The 17,206-nt window shown below is 57.8% G+C and carries 20 protein-coding genes and 1 tRNA gene; 13 read left to right on the top strand and 8 right to left on the bottom strand.

Going from position 1 to position 17,206, the window contains the following annotated elements; translation table 11 throughout:
• Positions 1-93: 93 nt before the first annotated feature.
• Entirely contained in the window at positions 94-303 is a 210-nt protein-coding gene (locus tag ACR0I0_RS01625) for a hypothetical protein (protein ID WP_209833391.1), read from the top strand.
• Between the two features lie 4 nt (positions 304-307).
• Here the strand turns inward: ACR0I0_RS01625 and ACR0I0_RS01620 are convergent.
• Positions 308-394: transfer RNA gene (locus tag ACR0I0_RS01620), tRNA-Leu, on the bottom strand.
• A 141-nt stretch (positions 395-535) separates the two neighbouring features.
• Between ACR0I0_RS01620 and ACR0I0_RS01615 the strand changes: the two genes are divergently transcribed.
• Together ACR0I0_RS01615 and lipB are read left to right on the top strand one after the other, a co-directional pair.
• A complete protein-coding gene (locus ACR0I0_RS01615) occupies positions 536-1,195 on the top strand; it encodes a DsbA family oxidoreductase (RefSeq protein ID WP_210092201.1) in 660 nt (219 codons plus the stop codon).
• A 39-nt stretch (positions 1,196-1,234) separates the two neighbouring features.
• The gene (gene lipB, locus ACR0I0_RS01610; RefSeq protein WP_171633236.1) at positions 1,235-1,891 is read left to right on the top strand and encodes a lipoyl(octanoyl) transferase LipB; all 657 of its coding nucleotides are present in this window, start codon (positions 1,235-1,237) and stop codon (positions 1,889-1,891) included.
• 315 nt (positions 1,892-2,206) lie between these two features.
• Here the strand turns inward: lipB and ACR0I0_RS01605 are convergent, their stop codons facing one another.
• Complete coding sequence (locus tag ACR0I0_RS01605) at positions 2,207-3,148, bottom strand: cation diffusion facilitator family transporter (RefSeq protein WP_480489931.1); 942 nt, start codon at positions 3,146-3,148, stop codon at positions 2,207-2,209.
• 82 nt (positions 3,149-3,230) lie between these two features.
• Between ACR0I0_RS01605 and ACR0I0_RS01600 the strand changes: the two genes are divergently transcribed.
• Positions 3,231-3,653: a MerR family transcriptional regulator gene (locus ACR0I0_RS01600; protein WP_480489929.1), complete on the top strand. Its 423-nt coding sequence runs from the start codon at positions 3,231-3,233 to the stop codon at positions 3,651-3,653.
• Here the strand turns inward: ACR0I0_RS01600 and ACR0I0_RS01595 are convergent, their stop codons facing one another.
• Positions 3,654-4,073, bottom strand: a complete 420-nt coding sequence (locus ACR0I0_RS01595; RefSeq protein ID WP_480489927.1) for an HIT family protein — start codon at positions 4,071-4,073, stop codon at positions 3,654-3,656.
• Positions 4,074-4,378: 305 nt separating this feature from the next.
• On the opposite strand from ACR0I0_RS01595, the gene ctaD reads away from it, so the two are divergent.
• The 3 genes from ctaD (at position 4,379) to ACR0I0_RS01580 (ending at position 7,296) form a co-directional block, all read left to right on the top strand.
• A complete protein-coding gene (gene ctaD / locus ACR0I0_RS01590) occupies positions 4,379-6,037 on the top strand; it encodes a cytochrome c oxidase subunit I (protein ID WP_170346621.1) in 1,659 nt (552 codons plus the stop codon).
• A gap of 123 nt (positions 6,038-6,160) precedes the next feature.
• Positions 6,161-6,760, top strand: a complete 600-nt coding sequence (locus tag ACR0I0_RS01585) for a 2-hydroxychromene-2-carboxylate isomerase (protein WP_209833399.1) — start codon at positions 6,161-6,163, stop codon at positions 6,758-6,760.
• Between the two features lie 44 nt (positions 6,761-6,804).
• Positions 6,805-7,296 (top strand): DUF2244 domain-containing protein, encoded by a 492-nt coding sequence (locus tag ACR0I0_RS01580; RefSeq protein WP_171633245.1) that lies wholly within the window; start codon positions 6,805-6,807, stop codon positions 7,294-7,296.
• 5 nt (positions 7,297-7,301) lie between these two features.
• Here the strand turns inward: ACR0I0_RS01580 and ACR0I0_RS01575 are convergent, their stop codons facing one another.
• On the bottom strand, positions 7,302-7,787 hold the full coding sequence (locus ACR0I0_RS01575) for a GatB/YqeY domain-containing protein (protein WP_210092196.1): 486 nt from the start codon (positions 7,785-7,787) through the stop codon (positions 7,302-7,304).
• Positions 7,788-7,970: 183 nt separating this feature from the next.
• Between ACR0I0_RS01575 and carA the strand changes: the two genes are divergently transcribed.
• Together carA and ACR0I0_RS01565 are read left to right on the top strand one after the other, a co-directional pair.
• Positions 7,971-9,137: a glutamine-hydrolyzing carbamoyl-phosphate synthase small subunit gene (gene carA, locus ACR0I0_RS01570; protein ID WP_480489924.1), complete on the top strand. Its 1,167-nt coding sequence runs from the start codon at positions 7,971-7,973 to the stop codon at positions 9,135-9,137.
• A gap of 81 nt (positions 9,138-9,218) precedes the next feature.
• Positions 9,219-11,096 carry a glycosyltransferase gene (locus ACR0I0_RS01565; RefSeq protein WP_480489922.1) on the top strand — a complete coding sequence of 626 codons (1,878 nt, stop codon included), beginning with the start codon at positions 9,219-9,221 and terminating at the stop codon, positions 11,094-11,096.
• A 3-nt stretch (positions 11,097-11,099) separates the two neighbouring features.
• Here ACR0I0_RS01565 and ACR0I0_RS01560 read toward each other — a convergent pair whose 3' ends face one another.
• Positions 11,100-11,747: a GntR family transcriptional regulator gene (locus ACR0I0_RS01560; protein WP_171633258.1), complete on the bottom strand. Its 648-nt coding sequence runs from the start codon at positions 11,745-11,747 to the stop codon at positions 11,100-11,102.
• A gap of 100 nt (positions 11,748-11,847) precedes the next feature.
• Between ACR0I0_RS01560 and ACR0I0_RS01555 the strand changes: the two genes are divergently transcribed.
• From ACR0I0_RS01555 to ACR0I0_RS01545, 3 genes are all read left to right on the top strand, one after another.
• Positions 11,848-12,492: a pyrimidine 5'-nucleotidase gene (locus ACR0I0_RS01555; protein ID WP_480489920.1), complete on the top strand. Its 645-nt coding sequence runs from the start codon at positions 11,848-11,850 to the stop codon at positions 12,490-12,492.
• 85 nt (positions 12,493-12,577) lie between these two features.
• The gene (locus ACR0I0_RS01550; protein WP_171228521.1) at positions 12,578-12,826 is read left to right on the top strand and encodes a hypothetical protein; all 249 of its coding nucleotides are present in this window, start codon (positions 12,578-12,580) and stop codon (positions 12,824-12,826) included.
• 74 nt (positions 12,827-12,900) lie between these two features.
• Positions 12,901-14,097 carry a UbiH/UbiF family hydroxylase gene (locus tag ACR0I0_RS01545; RefSeq protein WP_480489918.1) on the top strand — a complete coding sequence of 399 codons (1,197 nt, stop codon included), beginning with the start codon at positions 12,901-12,903 and terminating at the stop codon, positions 14,095-14,097.
• Positions 14,098-14,109: 12 nt separating this feature from the next.
• On the opposite strand, the gene ACR0I0_RS01540 is transcribed toward ACR0I0_RS01545, so the two are convergent.
• A complete protein-coding gene (locus tag ACR0I0_RS01540) occupies positions 14,110-15,237 on the bottom strand; it encodes an aminotransferase class V-fold PLP-dependent enzyme (RefSeq protein ID WP_480489916.1) in 1,128 nt (375 codons plus the stop codon).
• Between the two features lie 229 nt (positions 15,238-15,466).
• On the opposite strand from ACR0I0_RS01540, the gene ACR0I0_RS01535 reads away from it, so the two are divergent.
• Entirely contained in the window at positions 15,467-16,168 is a 702-nt protein-coding gene (locus tag ACR0I0_RS01535) for a GntR family transcriptional regulator (RefSeq protein ID WP_348539507.1), read from the top strand.
• 6 nt (positions 16,169-16,174) lie between these two features.
• Here the strand turns inward: ACR0I0_RS01535 and ACR0I0_RS01530 are convergent, their stop codons facing one another.
• Both ACR0I0_RS01530 and ACR0I0_RS01525 read right to left on the bottom strand, forming a co-directional pair.
• Positions 16,175-16,633: an Lrp/AsnC family transcriptional regulator gene (locus tag ACR0I0_RS01530; RefSeq protein WP_152457626.1), complete on the bottom strand. Its 459-nt coding sequence runs from the start codon at positions 16,631-16,633 to the stop codon at positions 16,175-16,177.
• On the bottom strand, positions 16,630-17,085 hold the full coding sequence (locus ACR0I0_RS01525; RefSeq protein WP_480489914.1) for an Lrp/AsnC family transcriptional regulator: 456 nt from the start codon (positions 17,083-17,085) through the stop codon (positions 16,630-16,632). The genes ACR0I0_RS01530 and ACR0I0_RS01525 overlap by 4 nt, the downstream gene beginning before the upstream one ends.
• Between the last annotated feature and the right edge of the window lie 121 nt (positions 17,086-17,206).

Raw genomic sequence — 17,206 nt, 5'->3', positions numbered from 1 at the left:
GCCTTGGGTTCAGGTCACGGGTCAGGTTGCGCCCGTCACCTGAACACCTGAAATGTCACACTCAGCGAGACTGCGGCCTGTTCGTGTTTCAGAATGGCCGACCAAGAAAATACCCTGGGGGTGCTACCGGGCAGAAACCTCGGCATTCCGATGAACGTCCAAAATGCGGAACTGATTCAAGTTCTGAAAGCGGATCTTTCACATGGCACCTCTGTCTTCGGCAACCCTTTCGGACGTCGCACAGTGGGCACCACACCGAATGCAATCTTCGCACCCGCCCTCAACTACCTGTTCTTTCACTAAAAGTTGGTGCGGTCGAGAAGACTCGAACTTCCACGGGAGTTACCCCACAGCGACCTCAACGCTGCGCGTCTACCAATTCCGCCACGACCGCACTGCCAATGACTTGGTAACGCGGCGTATAGACGTTGGTGCGCGCGATGTGAAGAGGCAAAAACGCAGTGGTTTAAATTCCTTCGCCACGGGCATATCTCTCCAGTGGACAACACGCTACTGACCTGACAGGAGCCACACAATGCCACCGCCCGATAACCGCCCGATCGTTCAGATCGATATCGTCTCGGATGTTGTGTGTCCCTGGTGCGTTGTCGGGTTTCGACAGCTTGACATGGCGTTGCAGCAACAGGGTGTCCTTGCCCGGCTTCGCTGGCATCCGTTCGAGTTGAACCCGGACATGCCCCCCGAAGGCCAGAACCTGCGTGAACATATCATGGCGAAATACGGCTCGACCGCCGAGCAAAGCCAGCAGGCACGGGACAAGCTTACCTCGATCGGGGCCAAGCTCGGCTTTGCCTTCAACTTCGACGATGACAGCAGAATGGTAAACACATTCGCGGCGCATCAGTTGCTGGATTGGGCGGAATCAGTCGGCCGACAGCATCCTTTGAAACTGGCTCTGTTCGACGCATATTTCACAGCGCAGCGGGATGTTTCCGATATGGATGTTCTGCTGGAGGCTGTTCGATCCATCGGGCTGGACGCGGATACGGCGCGACAAGCGCTTGAAAGCGGAGAACACATAGCCCCGGTGCGTGAAAAGCAGCTGTTCTGGACCAGCCGGGGCATTTCAGGCGTGCCATCCATGGTTTTTGGCGGGAAATACCTGCTGACCGGCGCGCAGGGGTCTGAAACCTATACCCAGGTGCTGCAACGTTGCCTGTCCGAGGCCGCCTGACCCCTTTTCTTGACCGATCCAGACGGATATGAGACCGGCATGGAATGGAAAATCACCGATGGTCTGACCAGCTATGACGACGCCGTTGCCTTTATGGAGGCGCGCGTCGCCGCAATCGCAAATGGCGAAGCCGAAGAATGTGTCTGGCTGCTGGAACACCCGCCGCTGTATACGGCCGGCACTTCGGCCAAGATCGAGGATCTGACCGACCCCGATCGTTTTCCGGTTTACGCAAGCAAACGCGGCGGCGAATACACCTATCACGGGCCCGGTCAACGTGTGGCCTATGTCATGCTGGACTTGAACAAACGTGGTCGCGACGTGCGTCAGTTTGTGAAACAGCTGGAGACCTGGGTGATCTCGGCGCTGGCAGAATTCAACGTGCAAGGCGAGATCCGTGATGGGCGCGTAGGGGTTTGGGTTCGGCGTGATGACAAGCCGTTGACAGTGACCGGCAAACCGGCAGAAGACAAGATCGCCGCCATTGGACTGCGCCTGCGCAAATGGGTCAGTTTTCACGGAATCTCGGTGAATGTCGAACCGGATCTGGAACATTTTTCCGGCATCGTCCCTTGCGGGATCAGCGAATACGGCGTGACCTCATTGGTCGATCTGGGCTTGCCGGTAACGATGGCAGACCTTGATGCCGCGCTGAAAAAGACATTCGCAGACGTTTTTGGCCCCGTGGCGCCCTGAATCCATCTGTCGATCACTGCGCAGCGAATCGCTGCGCGCCTCTGTTGCAAACAACAATCCCTGTGGCCGGCTGGCTCTGTTTCCCATGCGTAAGGCAATTAACCCTGAATTCGATGGATTTATGGAAGTCTTTAAGCATTTTTTAACTCAGGTAGATACAAAGGCCCTGTTAACGAGTAATATGGAACTGCCAATCAAGAGTGAGTGGTATGTTAACCGGTGATCCAGGGCTCGCCCTCGAAATCCGAGAAGTGTTTGGTTACGAGTCTGCCGTTCCGACCCCAAATCGGAACGGCAATTCTCTTTCAGACACTGCTATTCTTCCTGATGGCCAAATCGGGACGAACCGACGCAGGCGCGGTCGGCCTGTTCCAGTTCGAGCGTCGCATGCCCCACCCCGAAACGAACTTGCAGCGTCTGCCTGACACTGTCCCGTACCATTTCGGCATCTGCCCACGCGTTCGCATCGATGACCAGATGCGCCGTCAGCGCGGGCTGCCGTTCCTGCATGCTCCACAAATGCACGTGATGCACTTCGGCCACCCCATCCGTTTCTTCGATCGCCGCGGCAACCTGCTCTGGCTCCAGGTTTGGCGGAGCGCCCAGCATCAGGACGCGGACCGTCTCGCCTATCTCTTCTTTGACATGCCACATGATGTAGACCGAGATCAGGATCGTCACCGCCGGGTCCACCCATGTCCAGCCGAACAGGATCACTGCGGTGCCCGCTAATATCACGGCGATTGATCCCAAGGCGTCCGCAACATTATGGATGAATGCGGCCCGGATATTCATGCTGTCCTTGGCCATGGTATACGTCAAAGCAGCGGTTATGAGATCGACCACCAATGCCAGCGCGGCGACCCAGACCACAAGCCATCCGTTGATCGGCTCGGGTTCAAAAAACCGCATGACGCCTTCGTAGAACAGATAAACCGACAACACGATCAACGTGGTGTAATTGACCAATGCCGCAACGACTTCGGCCCGGCCATAGCCAAAGCTCATCCGTGGATCGGCCGGACGCCGTGCAATCTTGCGGGCAAAAAACGCGATGATCAACGCAACAGCATCCGAAAAATTGTGCAGCGCATCGGCAATCAACGCCAGAGAACCCGAAATGATGCCCCCGATGACCTGAGCCAATGTCAGGAACATGTTCACCGCAATCGCCCAGGCGACGCGCGCATCGCCAGCGTCTGGATCAATGTGGTTGTGTTGGTGACCATGCCCGGTGTGGGAATGCTGGTGTGCCATATCGTTTCATGTCCCTTGTTACGGCTTCCCAGAGCATGTAATTCCTCTAGCCACTAGAGGTTCAAGAGGTCAAAACCGAAAAATGTATTCGATCGGGGACTTATCGCGCCGAACCGGAGTGAAAATTCCGACAATCCGGTTCTATGAAGACAAAGGCCTGTTGCCCAAGCCAGAACGAACCACGGGCAATCAACGCCGGTATGACGATACCGCGTTGAAACGGCTGATCTTCATTCGCCATTGCCGTGATCTGGGATTGCCACTGGCCGACGTCGTGGGCTTGCTGTCCCTAGAAGGCGCGTCTGGCAGCGACCTTAACCGGGCGCACGAAATTGCCCAAAAACAACTGGCCGATCTCCGGGACCGGATCGCCCGTCTGCAAAACCTCCAGGCTGAACTGACCCGAATTTCAGCGGCCTGCGACGGGCAGCACGATCATGTCTGTGCCGTGCTGCACGCGTTTCAGGATCATGGCGAATGCATGGGGCCCCATGGCGCCGAATGATCAGACGAGAGCGGCGCTGATCTTTTTCGCGTGTTCACCGATAAGCTCGAAATCCCCCATCTTGCCCGGCGGGCGCATGGAAACCCCTTCGTGGCGCGGCAGGACGTGGAAATGCAGGTGGAAGACTTCCTGCCCGCCTGCCGCCTCGTTGAATTGCTGAATAGTCACCCCGTCCGCGTCGAATGCAGACTTGACCGCCCGGGCCATCTTCTGCACCGTTTTTATAACCGCCGTCAGTTGCTCGGGCGTGGCATCCAGTACGTTGCGGCATGGTGTTTTGGGGATCACCAAAAGATGCCCGTCCACGCGCGGCATGATATCCATGAAAGCCAGCGTTTCATCATCCTCGTACACGCGCATGCACGGGATTTCTTCGCGCAGGATTTTGGCAAAGATATTGTCGGGGTCGTAATCAGCCATCTCAAACCTCTGGATTGCGGGTGTTGGCACAGTTCTGAGACGCACGCGGGCAACGGTCAAGGCGGAACTCTGCCCACGCCCATGCCGCATCGACAGTCCGGGCTTGAATTCTTATCCGCCATGCCCAGATACCCAACGTTAAAGGCCGGAAAACCGTGCAGCACCCGCGTGCCCGCGACAATTAATCTTGATCCAGATCAAACTCGGCCATTGAAGGTGCCCTCTTCACATTCTAAAACCAGCAGGAATCCCGCGCGTTGGAGAGGTCCGACTGCGCGGTGCAGTTGCAACAGGAGGCACCTATAATGGCAGACGCAGCCATTCACGGTCACGACCATGAAGATCAGCGCAGCTTTTTCCAGCGCTGGTTCATGTCGACCAACCACAAGGACATCGGGATTCTGTACCTGGTCGTTTCGGCCCTTGCCGGTCTGATCTCGGTGGCGATGACCGTTTACATGCGGCTCGAGCTGATGCACCCGGGCGTTCAGTACATGTGCCTGGAAGGCTTCATGGCCGACCCATGTACCCCCAACGGACACTTGTGGAACGTGATGATCACCTATCACGGTGTTCTGATGATGTTCTTCGTTGTCATCCCTGCCCTGTTCGGCGGATTTGGCAACTATTTCATGCCGTTGCAGATCGGTGCGCCGGACATGGCGTTCCCGCGGATGAACAACCTGTCCTTCTGGCTGTATGTCGCCGGCACCTCGCTGGGTGTTGCCTCGCTGCTCAGCCCGGGTGGTAACGATCAGCTCGGCTCGGGTGTGGGCTGGGTTCTGTATCCGCCGCTGTCGACGACCGAAGGCGGTATGTCCATGGACCTGGCGATTTTCGCCGTGCACGTATCGGGCGCCTCCTCGATCCTCGGCGCGATCAACATGATCACCACCTTCCTGAACATGCGTGCCCCGGGCATGACCCTGTTCAAGGTACCGCTGTTCAGCTGGTCGATCTTCGTCACCTCATGGCTGATTCTGCTGTCGCTGCCGGTTCTGGCAGGCGCGATCACCATGCTGCTGATGGACCGCAACTTTGGCTTCACCTTCTTTGATCCGGCCGGTGGCGGTGACCCGATCCTGTATCAGCACATCCTGTGGTTCTTTGGTCACCCGGAAGTTTACATCGTGATCCTGCCCGGTTTCGGCATCATCAGCCACGTGATCGCCACCTTCTCGCGCAAGCCGATCTTCGGCTATCTGCCGATGGTATGGGCGATCATCGCAATCGGCGTGCTAGGCTTTGTCGTGTGGGCGCACCACATGTACACCGTCGGCATGTCGCTGCGTCAGCAGGCCTATTTCATGCTGGCCACGATGGTCATCGCGGTTCCGACGGGGGTCAAGGTGTTCTCGTGGATCGCCACCATGTGGGGCGGCTCGATCGAGTTCAAGACACCGATGCTATTCGCCTTCGGCTTCCTGTTCCTGTTCACCGTCGGCGGTGTGACCGGTGTGGTTCTGTCGCAGGCCGGTGTCGACCGTGCCTATCATGACACTTACTATGTTGTGGCACACTTCCACTACGTGATGTCGCTGGGTGCTGTCTTCGCGATCTTTGCTGGGGTGTACTTCTACTTCAGCAAGATGACGGGCCGTCAGTACTCTGAGTTCTGGGGCAAGGTTCACTTCTGGCTGTTCTTCATCGGCGCCAACCTGACCTTCTTCCCGCAGCACTTCCTGGGCCGTCAGGGCATGCCGCGCCGCTACATCGACTACCCCGAGGCATTCGCCCAGTGGAACTTCGTTTCGTCGATCGGCGCATTTATCTCGTTCGCCTCATTCCTGCTGTTCTTCGGTATCGTGTTCTACGCCCTGTTCCGTGGCGCGAAAGAGACACGTCCGAACCCGTGGAACGAATACGCGGATACGCTGGAATGGACCCTGCCGACGCCGCCGCCCGAACACACGTTCGAGCAGCTGCCCAAGCAGGAAGACTGGGACAAAGGCCACGCGCACTGATCCCGATCTGATCCAAGGAAACCCCGCCCACGTGGCGGGGTTTTTTCGTTTCCACCTCTGCCGGTTCGCCAAGTGTACCAAAATCCGCTATGATACCCGCACAGAACAGTCGGAGGATCGGCAATGCCGGAAATCGACTTTTGGTATTCAATCGGCAGCACTTACAGCTTCCTTACCGTGATGCGTCTGGACGACTGGTGCGCTGAACATGACGCCACCGTTAACTGGCGGCCCTTTAATGTGCGCACGGTCATGTCAGCCCAGCAGAATATCCCGTTCGCCGGAAAACCCGAAAAATCCGCATATATGTGGCGTGATATCGAACGGCGCTGTGCCAAGTATCACATCCACGCCAGCCTGCCCGCACCCTATCCGATTTCCGATCTTGCCCTGGCCAATCAGGTCGCTTTGCTTGGCATGACGGATGGGTGGGGCAAGTCATTTACCCAGAACCTATACCGCATCTGGTTCGAGGATGGCGTCGAGGCGGGCAGCGAAAGCGCCCTGTCCGAAGCTTTGCTACGGTGCCAGCAGGACCCTCGTCTGACACTGGCCCGCGCGCGCAGCCCGGATATCGTCACCGCGCTGGAAGCTGAAACAGACGTCGCCGTGAAACTGGGTGTTTTCGGCGCCCCCAGCTTCGTGGTGAGGCAAGAGGTGTTCTGGGGCGACGACCGTTTGGATGACGCCTTGTCCTGGGCGCGTGTGGGCCACGTGGTCTGATCAAAATCCGTCGACATGAGGCGTCACTGCGATATGTTTCCGGTATGCCGTACAAGTGGAATCAGACATCCGAAACCGAACAGGAACTGCGCCTCTGGCCGCATAACTCTCTGCCGCGACGTGGGGCGATGATTGCCATCCTGTCTGTATTTCTGTTCGGTTTGATCCCATTGTTGGCCGTGCTTGGGTCGGTCGTGTTGTGGGGCCTGCTACCGTTTCTGCTGTTGACGGTGCTTGGGCTTTGGCTGGGGATTCAGGCGAACTATCGCGCGCGCAGTGCGTTTGAGGTTTTCACCTTGTCCGGTTCACAAGCCCGCCTGGTGCATCACACCCCGGGCAAGGACCAACAGGAATGGTCGTGCAATCGCTATTGGGCACGACCTGAGATGTACGAAAAAGGTGGTCCGGTGCCACACTACGTCACGCTCGTCGGAGACGGGCGTGAGGTCGAAATCGGGGCGTTTTTGTCGGAAGACGAGCGTATCACGCTCTACGACGACCTGGCCAGAAAACTGCGCGATCCTGTCGCGCAGTAGGTGTCTCAGCAGTCGCCGTTTGATGCGGCGCAGAGTTGGTCCTTGACCATGGGTCCGACCTTGCCGAAGTCCATCTGTCCGGTATAGCGGGTCTTCAGCTCGCCCATGACCTTGCCCATGTCCCGAATGGAACCGGCACCGGTTGAAGTAATCGCGGCATGAATCGCCTTTGACACTTCATCATCATCCAGCTGCTTGGGCAGAAACTCTTCGATGACGGCGACTTCCTGCATCTCGCGCTCGGCCAGGTCCAGGCGTCCGCCCTCTTCATAGGCGCGCGCACTTTCCTTACGTTGCTTGGTCATTTTACCAAGTATTTCAAGCACCTCTGCATCACCGCAGCCCTTGACCTCTTCATTGTCCGAGGCGCGCGCGGCGATGTCGCGGTCCTTGATGGCCGCGTTGATCAACCGCAGTGTCGACAGACGCTCGGCTGCTTTGTCTTTCATTGCTTGCTTCAGGGCGGCATTCACCCGTGATCGCATGTCCATTTGGCTTGTCCATCCCCATGACAACGGAACCCCGAACATATCTAAACAAAAAGCGTGTTACAACCGGGGGCGACCAAGCTTAACCCTTTGAAAAATAACAATAGCCCAAAAATTGAACAGACTTGACCCAAGCGCTTAACCCCCTTAGGTATGCGCCGGTTTACCTTGCAGGAGAGTCGCGCCATGGCCCAGAACGCCCCGTCCAAGCCCACCGCATGTCTGGCTTTGGCCGACGGAACGCTGTTTTACGGCATCGGTTTCGGAGCAACCGGACAGACCGTGGCTGAGCTCTGCTTCAACACAGCGATGTCCGGATATCAGGAAATCATGACCGATCCATCCTATGCCGGGCAGATCGTCACCTTTACCTTCCCCCATATCGGCAATGTCGGCGTGAACCCGGACGATGACGAAACCGGTGATCCGGTCGCCGCTGGAATGGTCGTCAAATGGGATCCGACCGAGCCGTCAAACTGGCGCTCGGCCGAAGAACTCAAGGGCTGGCTTGCCCGCCGTGGACGCATCGCCATCGGCGGCGTTGATACCCGCCGTCTGACCCGCGCCATCCGCCAGCAGGGCGCGCCGCATGTGGCGCTGGCTCATGATCCCGAGGGCAATTTCGACATCGAAGCACTGGTTGCTGCGGCCCGCGGCTTTGCCGGGCTGGAAGGTATGGACTTGGCCAAGGAAGTCACCTGTGCCCAAAGCTACCGCTGGGATGAAATGCGCTGGGCCTGGCCGGAAGGATACAAGCGGCAAGAGGCCCCCGCCCACAAAGTCGTGGCTGTCGATTATGGAGCAAAGCGCAACATTCTGCGCTGTCTCGCCTCGGCTGGATGTGATGTAACCGTTTTGCCAGCGACGGCGACGGCTGCCGAAGTGCTGGCCCATCAGCCGGATGGCGTTTTCCTGTCGAACGGCCCCGGCGACCCGGCCGCAACGGGTGCCTATGCTGTGCCGATGATCAAGGAAATTCTGGATACAACCGATCTGCCCGTCTTTGGTATCTGCCTTGGCCACCAGATGCTGGCGCTGGCGTTGGGCGGTCAGACAGTCAAGATGAACCACGGCCACCACGGCGCGAACCACCCGGTCAAGGATCTGGAAACCGGCAAGGTCGAAATCACGTCGATGAATCACGGTTTCGCCGTGGACGCACAGTCTTTACCGGAGGGCGTGGTCGAGACCCACAGATCACTGTTTGACGGCTCGAACTGCGGGATCCGCATGACTGACAGACCTGTATACTCGGTACAATACCACCCCGAAGCGTCGCCCGGACCCCAGGACAGTTTTTACCTGTTCGAACGTTTCACCGATGCGATGGAAAAGAAAAAAGAGCAGGCATAAACCCTTAAGTTACCAGAGTTAACGGCACATTAACCTTGTTTGATCAACCCTGAGCGCAGGTAACTGTGCCAGGGTTTCTTTATGGTTGAACTTAACCTTCAGAATTTTACAACCGCCACCCCGATTCCTGCGCCCGGTTTTCGCAAACCGCTGGGCGCTTGCCTGCTGGAAACCGAGGTTATCACGCGCTCGCAACTGGACCATGCGTTGAGCTTGCAGACCAGGCAGAAAGCGCCGCTTGGCGAGATTCTGGTTGGCGAGGGGTATGCCACCAGGCAGGACGTTCTGAAGGCCCTGTCGACGCAGTTCGGGTGGCAGATCGCGGACCTCGAACAAATTCCACCGATGCCCGGATTGTGTAAGCTGAAGCCGGTAGATTTCTGGCTTGAGAACAATGTCATTCCTTGGATGCGCATCGGCCCTCTGGTTTTGGTCGCCACTGCCCGGCCCGATCGTTTTGCAACCGTGGCAGCCGAGATGCAGGATTGCGACTGTGCCATCCTGCCGGTTCTTGCGGATTCTCATCAGATCGACAGGGTTATTGCACAGCACTTCGCGCGGACGCTCGCAAAAGCGGCCGAAACCCGTGTGAACGCGGCACAAAGCTGCCGCAACTGGACCGCCGGGTCCCGGCTCGTATCATCAGCAACAACGCTGGGTGTGCTGTGTCTTTTCGCCCTGTTCCCTTCGTTTGGATTGATGGTTTTGTTGGGCGCGGCCGTAGGTAGTTTGGTTCTTTTTGCAGCCTTTCGGATAATGGGCGCCCTGGCCTGTCTCAGCGACCGCATGAAAAAGCCGACCCAGCCAACAGAGGCGGCGATCGCGCTGCGTCACCCCTGCGTGTCCATCATGGTGCCGTTGTACAAGGAGCGAGAAATCGCGAGTGCTCTGGTGCAACGGCTTCAAAGGCTGACCTATCCCAAAGCGCTGCTGGACGTCATTCTCGTGCTCGAGGCGACCGATGACGTGACGCGCGACGCCCTTGCGCGAGTGGCTCTGCCCAGTTGGATGCGTGTTGTTGAAGCCCCGGAACTGAACGGGTTGACCACCAAACCGCGCGCCATGAATTACGCGCTGGATTTTTGCCGTGGTGACATTGTTGGCGTTTGGGATGCCGAAGACGCACCACAGCCAGATCAGATTGAACGAGTGGTTGCGCATTTCACTCAAGCTTCGCCCGAGGTGGTTTGCCTGCAAGGTGTTTTGGACTACTACAACCCTCGCACGAACTGGCGGTCACGCTGTTTCACCATCGAATACAACGGCTGGTTTCGCGTGATCCTACCGGGCATCGCACGTATGGGGCTGGTCGTCCCGCTTGGGGGAACGACGTTCTTTTTCCGCCGCGAAAAGCTGTTGGAACTGGGCGGTTGGGACGCCCACAATGTCACCGAAGATGCCGATTTGGGCGTGCGGCTTTGCCGGGCGGGTTACCGGACCGAGATGGTGGACACCGCCACCTTCGAAGAGGCGAATTTCCGTGCCTGGCCGTGGGTGAAGCAACGCTCACGCTGGCTCAAGGGGTTCATGGTCACCTATCTTGTGCACATGCGGGACCCGCGGAAACTGTATGCAGATTTGGGTGCGGCCCAGTTTATCGGCCTACAGGCATTCTTTCTGGGCACTCTGGGTCAGTTCCTGCTGGCCCCTGTTCTATGGATTTTCTGGTTGTACGCCCTGGGCATGCCCAATCCGATGGAGCAGATCCTGCCGCAGCAGATCACAATGGCGCTGATCTGGCTGTTTCTGGCAACCGAGGCCCTGAACACATGCGTCGGGATCATCGCTGTATCCGCGCGTGAACGTCGGTTTTTGCTGCCGTGGGTCCCGACGATGTGTCTGTATTTCCCGCTGGGGGTGGTCGCCGGTTACAAAGCCCTGTGGGAACTGGCGACAAATCCGTTTTTTTGGGACAAAACCCAACACGGGCAGGCCAGCGAAGACGTTCCGCTGGCCTGACGTTCACTTGTCGCGACGACTGGCATCCTGTTTCAGACGTGTCATGAAGGCGATTGAAATATGTTCCTTCAACGCCTGCCCAGCGGCTTCTTCGTCTCGGGCCGCGATGGCCTCGACGATTCCCTTATGCTCACTTTGCGCAATCTCGCCACGCCCCTGAACAGCCAGCGAAGTGGTCGCCATCAAAGCCATGGTCCGGTGAACCAGATCAAGCTGCTGAACCAGATAGCGATTGTGTGACGCCAGATGAATCTGTTCGTGAAACCGCCGGTTGGCGCGCGACAAAGCCGTTGGGTCATCGATCAACTTGTCATCTTCGACGACCATGTCCTGAAGAACCTTGATTTCTTCCTCAGTGGCGTGCTTTGCGGCAAGGCGCGCAGCCAGCCCTTCAAGTTCCCGGCGCACGATGTAAAGCTCGGCCATCTGGTTGTGATCCAGGGATGCGACGATCAACGACCGCCCGTCCCGTTCCAGCAAAGACTGGGTTTCCAACCGTTGCAACGCTTCGCGGATCGGGGTGCGTGACACTCCGAAACGCTCTGCCAGTTCGCTTTCCACCAACCGATCACCGGGTTTGTAGACACCCACATCGATGGCTTCCAGGATAAGGCTGTAGGCGTCCTTGGTCGGGGATCGGGTCTGGCTCATGGGATCGTTTGTCTCCTCGTTCGGACATGTCTAGCCGTGACAGGGGGCGGCGATCAAGTACAGCATTGAAAACCGACCGACTGCGCCCTAAACCCAAGCCATGGTCAAACCTTCGTTTAGTCATGTCACACAATGGGTGTTCGATCTGGACAACACCCTATACCCACCGCATATGCGGCTGTTCGATCAGATAGAAGTTCTGATGACGGATTATGTGGTGCAAGCCATCGGTGTTGACCGGGCCGAGGCCGACCGGCTGCGCGCGCATTACTGGCGGGAATACGGGACCACGCTGGCCGGGTTGATGGCCGAACATGATCTGGACCCCGACCCCTACCTGCACGCGGTACATCAGGTTGACATGAGCCACATGGACCCGGATGCGGAACTGGCCGATCACATCCGCGCTCTTCCCGGCCGGCGGATCGTCTACACCAACGGCAGCGCGCCCTACGCGGAACGGGTCCTCGAGGCACGCGGCCTGACAGGCCTGTTCGACGCGATATACGGTGTTGAACATGCAGGGTACCGACCAAAGCCCGAAAAAGCTGCGTTCGAAGCGATTTTTGAACAGGACGGCCTTCAGACAGAAACGGCGGCCATGTTCGAAGATGAACCACGCAATCTCGCGGCCCCGCACGAGATGGGAATGCGTACGGTTCATGTTTCCCCCGAGCCGCATGAAGCCGATCACATCCACCATCACACGGACGATCTGACCGCGTTTCTGTCGCGCCTGCGATAGGCTGTCACACTGCGACGATCTGCACGTTCTGCACGCGCTTCCACACCCCTATATGCGCGGCAGCGACGAACAGATGGAGACCCCGATGAGCGCGATTGACATGCCGCTGCGCCTACCGATTTGGCAGCGCCTTTTCTTTGCAATTCCCGTCTTTGGATGGCTGGCGCGCGACGCGGTCAACGCCAAGGCAGAAGACTTGTATTACACCGCCGCTGCGATTTTCAGCATGTGGGGCTGTTCCATCATGTTGTTCGGCCTTCCCGGTCTCTACATCCCTGCCCTTATGATGGTGCCGCTGATGTTTCTGATCCTCATCCTGATTTCACGGGGCTGAAATACGGGACAGGATGTCACTTGGCACTTGGGGCAGATCCGAACTAGGTTCTGCCCAGAATGATGAGAGGCGCCATGTCCGACAGCTGTGACATCCTGATTTCCGGTGGCGGGATCGCCGGTCTGACCGCTGCGGCGGTATTCGGAACAGCAGGTTTTGAAGTGATCTGCGTTGATCCGAGCCCTCCGATCACCGAGCGGGACGTGGACGGGTCGGACCTGCGTACAACGGCTTTCTTGCAGCCTGCGCGCGGCCTGCTGGAACAATGCGGTCTGTGGGCAAGACTGGATGCACAGGCAGCCCCGTTGCAAGTCATGCGGATCGTTGACGCCGGGGGCGACTTGCCCGAGCCACGCGTCGTTCGCGACTTCAACGCGGCCGACATCTCCGAACAACCTTTCGGCTGGAACCTGCCCAACTGGCTGTTGCGCCGTGAAATGGTGGCACGACTGGCCGAGTTGCCGAATGTCGATTTCCGCCCCGGCACCGCGACCACCAGCCTGTTCACCCGAACCGCCGAGGCCCGCGTGGGCCTGAGCGATGGCCGCCGCGTTCGGTGCAGACTTGTGATTGCTGCCGATGGTCGCAATTCGCCAATGCGCGAAGCGGCCGGCATCGAGGTGCACACAACTCGATATGGACAAAAAGCGTTGGCATTTGCGGTGACGCACCCCATTCCACACGAGAATGTCTCGACTGAGATTCACAGATCCGGGGGGCCGTTCACGCTGGTGCCTCTGCCGGATTGGAACGGGCAGCACTCGTCCGCCATCGTCTGGATGGAGCGCGGCCCGAAGGCCGTTGAACTTCTGAACCTGGAACCCGAGGCATTCGAGGCCGCCATGACCTCTCGGTCCTGCGGTTTGTTCGGCCCGCTGAAATTGGCATCCCGCAGAACGATCTGGCCGATCATCAGCCAATCGGCGGAACGGTTGGCCGGTGAACGCATTGCGCTGATGGCCGAGGCGGCGCATGTGGTGCCTCCCATCGGGGCACAAGGATTGAACATGTCTCTGGGCGACCTGCGTTGCCTGCTGGATTTGGCACAGGCCCGGCCCGAAGGTCTGGGAGACGAACAGATGCTGGGTGCCTATCACAAGGCCCGTCACACCGAGATCGAGATGCGCGTCAAAGGCATTGATCTGCTGAACCGCGCCTCGATGATCGAGACGCGGCCGCTGCGGGATGCACGGGCGATGGGGCTGAGCGCGCTCTATTCCCTGCCCCCCGTGCGCAAGACTTTGATGCAGATGGGCCTCGGCGTTCGCTAAGGCCCGGTCCGCTTAAAGAACCTGATCCAGCACCCGTTTCAAACGCGCGATGGTGCCGTCCACGTCGTACAGCTTGTCGAGCCCGAACAGACCCAACCGAAACGTGCTGAACCCTTCGGGCTCATCACATTGCAACGGAACACCTGCGGCAATCTGCATACCAAGTGCCGCAAATTTCTTGCCGTTCTGGATTTCGGGATCCGAGGTATAGCTGACCACAACTCCGGGCGCGCCGAAACCGTCGGCCGCAACCGAAACAACACCCTTGTCCTTCAGCATCGACCGCACACCGTCACCCAGCGCCCATTGCGCCGCACGCAACTTTTCGAACCCGTATTCACGAGTCTCTGCCATGGTGTCGCGGAAGGCCAGCAACGCATCGGTCGGCATCGTGGCGTGGTAGGCGTGGCCGCCGTTTTCATAGGCTTGCATGATTTGCCGCCATTTCTTCAGATCAAGGGCGAAACTGTCGGAACTGGTCTGCTCCAGACGTGCCTCTCCGCGTTCAGACAACATGACCAGACCGGCACATGGCGAGGCGCTCCACCCTTTCTGCGGCGCCGAGATCAGAACATCGACACCGGTGGCTTTCATGTCCACCCAGGCGCAACCCGACGCAATGCAATCCAACACCATCAGCGCACCCACTTCATGCGCCGCGCTTGCCAGCGCGGTCACATAATCATCCGGCAGAATGACCCCCGCCGACGTTTCGACATGCGGAGCAAAAACAACACCGGGCTTTTGTTCGCGAATCTCGGCGACGACCTCTTCGATTGGAGCAGGCGCAAAAGGCGATGGGCTGGAATTGCCAGTCTCGCGCGCCTTCATGACCGTGGTCGACTTTGTCAGAGAACCGCTTTCAATGATCTGGCTCCACCGGTACGAAAACCATCCATTGCGAACCACAAGCACATCTGCGCCGCGCGCAAACTGTCGGGCGACCGCTTCCATGGCATAGGTTCCACCACCGGGAATAACGGCAACGCCATCCGCGTTGTACACGCCCTTCAACATATCCGAAATGTCGCGCATCACCTGCTGAAACTTTTGCGACATATGGTTCAGCGAGCGGTCGGTAAATACGACCGAGAATTCTTCGAGCCCGTCCGGGTCAACGGTTTCCAGCAAGCCTGGCATGGCGCATCCTCTCCAAAGCGTTTTCGAAGTCTTGTCCGCTTTGTCAGTGCGGGTAAAGCCCTTTCGCTGCAAAACTTGACCCAACGTAAAGCTTAACAAACACTTAATTTTTCTCACTAAGTTTCCTGAAAACAGAAAAATGACGCCAACCAGTGTCACTTCCCCTTTACACTTCTACTTGCTTCTGAACAGATGCGCACACTTTATACTTGAAGGGATAGATTCACCCGTGACGATACAAAAGCGGATCAGCTTCCAGTTCGTTCGAGACGAAGTAAAACGACGCATTGAAAGCCGTGTCTGGCCACAAGGATCGCTTTTGCCGACGGAGACCCAGCTGGCAGAGGAGTTCAATTGCGCCCGGGCCACTGTGAACAGAGCCTTGAGAGAACTGGCCGACCAGGGCTTTGTCGAGCGCAAACGCAAGAGCGGGACACGTGTCAAGAAAGAGCCCAGCAAACACGCCAAACTTGAATTGTCACTGGCGCGGCAAGTGGTCGAAAACCAGAATGCAAACTATCGCTATGCGCTTGTTGAAAGGAATGTGGTCACCAGCCCAGGATGGCTTTCCTCGCAGATCAACGTGGCACCGGACGCGCGTGTTCTACATGTAATTTGTATGCACTATGCAGATAATCGTCCCTTCCAGATGGAAGAACGATGGATCAACATCGAGGCCGTACCTGACGTGGAGGACGCGGACCTGTTCGAACAGGGGCCACATGAATGGCTGTTGACGGCCGCACCTTTCACCGATGCCGAGGTCGCTTTCTGTGCCATTTCCGCAGATGCGCGACTGGCAGAATTCATGGGCACCACGGCGGGAACATCCATGCTTCAAATGGAGCGCACCACCTGGAAAGAAGACAGGCCGCTTACCTTTGCGCGCATGACGCATCATCCGGGCTATTGCATCCGCACGAAATACTGACTCTGTTCAGCCGATGGGACCGGGCAGACGTTCTTCGCTCAGCAGAACGTTGGCCTCGACGTCGCCTGCACCCGGCAGAGTCATGATCCGACGCCGCAAAACACGTTCGAAATCGGCCAAGTCCCGGGCTACGACACGCAGTCGATAATCATACAGCCCCAGCACGTGTTCGACTGTCTGCACCTCGGGCACGGCACTGACAGCGCGCTCAAAATCTTCAAGACTGACTTGGCCCTTGCGCCCCAGCTTGATGCCCAGAAAGACTGTGACACCGAACCCCAGCGCCTCGGCATTCAGACGCAGCCGACGGCCCTTGATTATTCCTGCCTCTTCCAGCCGACGAATGCGGCGCCACGTGGCGGGTTGGGACAACCCGAACCGGCGCCCCAATGCTCCGGCACTTTGCGTGGCATCCTGTTGCAGCGCGCGAAGAAGACGGCGATCAATCTCATCCAGTTCGATCATACCGGCAGCACCTCGTCCCGCTTGACCCGCGCGATGTGCATAAGGGCCTCGATATCGGCAATATGAGGCAGGGTCAGAATCCGGTCGCGATAAAGCTGCTGATAATGCTTCATATCTCTTGCAATGACGGAAAGACGAACATCGACACGACCCAGAAAGGTCTGGATTTCGATTACCTCTGCCACGTCACGCGCCGCCTGCGTGAAATCGTCGAAAGCTCGGGCCTGCGTCTTGTCGAGCGTGATCCGAAGCGAAACTTCGACAGCATATCCCATCGCGGCCCAGTCTATCACGGCCTCCTGCCCTTCGATGATCCCTGCGGTCTGCATCTTTTCGATTCGCCGCCAGCAGACGCCCGCGCTGATCCGGCAACGATCGGCTAGTTCCGCTGTTGTCAGGCTCGGGTCTGCTTGAAAGTGGCGCAGAATGCGCCGATCAATATCATCAAGCATGATTTTTTCACTTTCTCTAACTATTACGAATTATTCTTCATCTTTTTCGCAAATACTCAAGCCCAACCCTATCGCCATTGCGCGAACAGGCAGATACAACCGCCGCAATCAAACCAGAAAG

Source organism: Ruegeria sp. AG6 (genome assembly GCF_056541565.1).
This window is presented reverse-complemented; position numbering and strand designations above follow the sequence as displayed.